Genomic DNA, 4,614 nt, shown 5'->3' with positions numbered 1-4,614 from the left:
CTACTGGTCGTCGCTGACGCTGCGCCCCGGCGCCAAGGGGCTTTCGACCGATGTCTGCGTGCCGATCTCCCGGCTTGCCGGATGCGTCACCGAGACCGAAGCCGACATTGCCGAAATGGGCCTGATCGCGCCGATCGTCGGCCACGCCGGCGACGGCAATTTCCATGTGCTGGTGCTGATGGATGTCGACAGCCCGCAGGAGATCGCACTCGCTGAAAAATTCGTCGCGCGGCTCAACATGCGGGCGATCGCCATGGAAGGCACCTGCACCGGCGAGCACGGCATCGGCCAGGGCAAGGTCGGCTTCCTGCGCCATGAGCTCGGCCATGGCGTTGAGGTCATGCGAACGATCAAGCAGGCGCTCGATCCGCTGAACATCATGAACCCCGGCAAGATCTTGCCGAGAGCCTAGACGCCGAGGGTTGCAGCCGAATTGCCTCTTTATCGCCGCGCGGATGCGGGTAGAGTGCGGCTGACTTTAATCCTAGGCTTTGGGGCCGATGCTCGCTCGCCTGTTCGTGATCTTCGGTGGCCTGTTCGTGCTGGTGCTGTGCGCGGCGTTGGTTGTGCCGTATTTCGTCGACTGGACCGGCTACCGCGCCGATTTCGAGCGCGAGGCGAGCGCCATCCTCGGCCGCAAGGTGACCGTGAAAGGCGATGCGACCGCGCGGCTCTTGCCATTCCCTTCGGTGACCTTCTCCAACGTCGAGGTCGCAGGCGGCCCTGGCGGACAGCCGGCGATGACGATGGAGACCTTCTCCATGGACGCGGAGCTGGCGCCGTTCCTGCGCGGCGAACTGCTGATCTTCGACATGCGGCTGGTGCATCCGAAGGCGACCATCGATGTTGCAGGCGACGGCACGGTCGACTGGGCGATCCGGCCGTCGACGCCCTTCGATCCCGGACAGATCGCGATCGAGAAGCTGACAGTGACCGAAGGGCAGATCGAATTGCGCCATGCCGCCGGCGGGCGCAGCCATTTCATCTCCGAGATCAACTCGACCGTTTCGGCAAAGTCGCTCGCCGGCCCGTGGCGGATGGACGGCTCGCTGCGCTTCGACGGCCTGCGCACGGAAGTCTCGGCCTCAACCGGCAGAACTGAAGCCGACGGCCAGATGCGGGTCAGACTCAAAGCCGACCCAGATGCCTATCCGCTCATCATCGAGACGGACGGCAATGCCGGCATGGTCAGAGGCGCGGCGGTCTATTCCGGTCAGTTCAAGGTTTCGGCCTCTGACAAGAATGGGGCCGACAGGAGCTCGGCCGAATTGCGCGGCACTGACGCCGAGCCTGTGAAGGTCAGCGCCGGCAAGCCCGATCCCGGCTTCCGGCTGAACGGCAAATTCGCGCTCGACCATCAGAAGCTCGGTGTCGATGAATTCCGCTTCGAGACCGGACCGCTCGACAACCCCTATACCGCCGACGGCAAGGCCTCGGTCGATCTCGGCCTGAAACCGCATTTTTCGATCGAAGCGAACGGCGCGCAGGTGCAGTTCGACGAGGCGGTGGGCGCATCCGCAGGTGCCGGATTGACGCTCGACCAGCGTATCGCGGCGTTCGAGCAGACGCTTCAGCACATGCCGAAGCCGACGATACCGGGCACGGTCGAGGTCAGGCTGCCGGCCGTGGTGGCGGGCGATACCACGGTTCGCGACGTGCGGCTCTCGGCGGACCCGGCCGAAGGCGGGTGGTCGGTGAAGTCGCTCGCCGCGACACTGCCGGGCCGGGCGACGCTTGAAGCCGACGGCATGCTGAACGTCGAGGACCATTTCGGCTTCACCGGATCCCTGCTGCTTGCTGTCGGACAGCCGTCCGGTTTCGCCGCCTGGCTGTCGAAGGATGTCGACGACGCGATCCGCCGTCTGCCGGCGGCGGGCTTTAAGGCCAAGGTCGATCTCAGCGAGAACCGGCAGTCGTTCAGCGACCTCGAGCTGATCCTCGGCAAGGCGAAATTTTCCGGCCGCATCGATTCCAGCCAGCCCGATGGCGCCAGGCCCTCGGTGCTGATGCAGCTGGAGGGCGGCGAGCTCGACGTCGATGGGCTGGCGGCCTTCGCCTCGATCTTCGTCAGCGACAAGGGCGCCAACCGCTTCTCCGACCGCGACCTCGATTTCCAGATCAAGGCGGGCCCGGTCAGCGCCGCCGGGCTGACCGCCGATACAGTTGATACGGCGTTGAGGCTGCGCAAGGGCCTGCTCGAGATCGACCTGCTCTCGGTCGGAGGGCTCGCCGGCGCCTCAATCAGCGCCACCGGGCGCATCAAGGATTTTCCGGAAAGCCCGACCGGCAAGCTCGACGCATCCGTGGTGGCCGTCGATCTCAAGCCGCTCATAGATGTCGCAGCCCAGCATTATCCGGACAATCAGGTTCTGAAAGGCCTGGCTGCCCGTGTTGCTGCCTATCCGGAGCTGTTCCAGGACGCCCGGATCGACCTGGTGACAAGTGCCGCCGACAATGGCGACGGCACCACCGGACTCGCGCTCTCGGCGCAAGGCAAGGCCGGCGGTTCCGCCTTCTCGGCTTCGCTTTCGGGCAGGGGGACGCGGGATCGGCTTCCCGATGCGCCGGTATCGATCACCTTCAATGCCAGGAACGAGAACGCCGCCACGCTGCTTGCACTCTACGGCCTGCCGGCGCTGCCGCTCGGCATGCTTGGACAGGCCACCACCGATATCACGGCCAAAGGCTCGCTGGGCGGCGGTCTGGCAACCAGCTTCAACCTGACGGCCGACGATTTCAGGGCGAGCTTTGACGGGACCATCGCCGAGACAGAGCAAGGCGCCACCGCCAAGGGCAAGGTCAATCTCGACGCCGCCGATATCGAGCCATGGCTGATGACGACAGGTGTCGGGCTGCCCGGCATGGGCACCGGGACGTCGGCTTCGCTCGCCAGCGATGCCGACTTCGGCAATGGGCTTCTGGTGCTGAGCGGGCTCAGCGGCGCCATCAACAAGGCGACTGTGTCCGGCGACGTCAACGCCGACATGAAGGACGGACTGCCGCATCTTGCCGGCGCGCTGGCGCTCGATGAGCTCGACCTCGACCCGCTGGCGGTGTCGCTGTTCGGCGACCAGTCCTTCCTCGCCGGGAAGGACGGTGGCTGGCCGACGACGCCGTTCAGCCGGAAATCGACCCTGCCGTTCAGCGCCGATCTCGACCTCAACACGGCGGCCCTTGCCGCCGGACCGTTCGCGACCGCGCATGACGCGACGCTGTCGCTGAAGCTCGACCGGGAAGGCATCCGTGTCTCGGACCTCAAAGCCAAGCTCTATGAGGGCACGCTGACCGGCCTGTTCGAGCTCAAGAACACGGAGGGCACCGGCCTGTTATCGGGTCAGTTGAAGCTGGCGGGCAGTGATCTTGCCGCAGTGCTGCCTGGCGCCGGAATCAGCGGCAGCGGCGACATTTCGGCCGCGCTGTCGACCAGCGGCAAGTCTGTCGATGCGATGATCGCCGCCCTGTCAGGGTCCGGCACGGCGGCGCTGAAGGGACTGACCATCGCCGGCATCAATCCCGATGCTTTTGCCCCCGTCATCGCCAAGGCCGATGCAATCGGACGCGACATCGATGCCGCCAAGACCGCCGGCTTCGCGCCTGAGATCGCCGGACAGGGAAGTTTCGCGGCCGGCAACACCGATATCCCCTTCACCGTTGCCAATGGCACGCTGCGGGCGCCGCCGATCAGCCTCGACAATCCGGCGGCGACGCTGTCGGCGGACGTTACCGCCGACCTCGATGCGAGCACGCTGGCCGCCAAGGGAGCGATTACCTATCGACCGGGCGACGAGGCGCTTGTCGGCTCCGAACCAGCTGTGAACTTCAGCCTTGCAGGCCAGATCGGGGCGACGTCGCTCCAGTTCGACAGCGCGCCGCTGGCGCAGTTCCTGACCCAGCGCGCGCTGGAGAAGGAGCAGCAGCGCGTCGAGGCGATGCAGGCGGCGCTGCTCGAGAAGCAGAGGCTGCGGCGCGAGGTGCGCTACTACGCTGCGCTGCAGACGGAGCGCGACCGGGCGGCCGAGGAACTGCGCCGGCAAGAGGAAGAGGCGCGGCAGAAAGCCGAGGCTGAAGCCAGGGCGAATGCCGAAGCGGAAGCGCAAGCGAAGGCAGAAGCCGAGGCGCAAGCCAAAGCGGAAGAAGAGGCAAGGGCAAAAGCGGAAGCCGATGCCAAGGCTCAGGCCGAGGCCGAGGCCGAGGCGCGTGCCAAGGCGGAGGCTGATGCGCAAGCAGCGGCGAATGCCGACGCCAAGGCAAAGGCCGAACAACAGGCCGCAGCCGCGAAAGCCCAGGCCGAGGCGGATCGCAAGCGTGCCGAGCAGGCGAGGCTGGAAGCTGAACGCAGGGCGGCTGAGCAGGCGCCAAAAGTCGACCGGTCGCTTCCCGGCGTCAACGACGGTTCCGTTCCAGAGCCGCCGAAGCCCAAGTCCAATCCGTTCACGATCGACAACCTCTTGAAGTCGCTGGACGGCGGTTGAAACTCGTTATTCCAGGAAAACTGCATAGCGGTTCCGCCCGGAATCGCGGGCGAACAAAACACCCAAGACGTCGCGAAGGACAGCGCTGGATGTAGCGCTAAAACCGGCTCCTGCCGCGAAAGCAGGCGCTTGAGCATAGGTT

At 65.8% G+C, this 4,614-nt stretch carries 2 protein-coding genes; both read left to right on the top strand.

Annotated elements, in window-relative coordinates; genetic code table 11:
• Positions 1–412, top strand: a 412-nt coding sequence (locus tag EOA79_RS29845; protein WP_281060305.1) for an FAD-linked oxidase C-terminal domain-containing protein, incomplete at its 5' end; no start/stop codon positions are given.
• An 88-nt stretch (positions 413–500) separates the two neighbouring features.
• A complete protein-coding gene (locus tag EOA79_RS29840) occupies positions 501–4,472 on the top strand; it encodes an AsmA family protein (RefSeq protein ID WP_127335598.1) in 3,972 nt (1,323 codons plus the stop codon).
• Positions 4,473–4,614 lie beyond the last annotated feature (142 nt).

The organism is Mesorhizobium sp. M1A.F.Ca.IN.020.03.2.1 (genome assembly GCF_004023205.1).
GTDB lineage: Bacteria > Pseudomonadota > Alphaproteobacteria > Rhizobiales > Rhizobiaceae > Mesorhizobium.
This window is presented reverse-complemented; position numbering and strand designations above follow the sequence as displayed.

Coding starts and splice junctions, on each gene's coding strand:
- EOA79_RS29840 (WP_127335598.1), top strand. CDS start 501: ATGCTCGCTCGCCTGTTCGTGATCTTCGGTGGCCTGTTCGTGCTGGTG.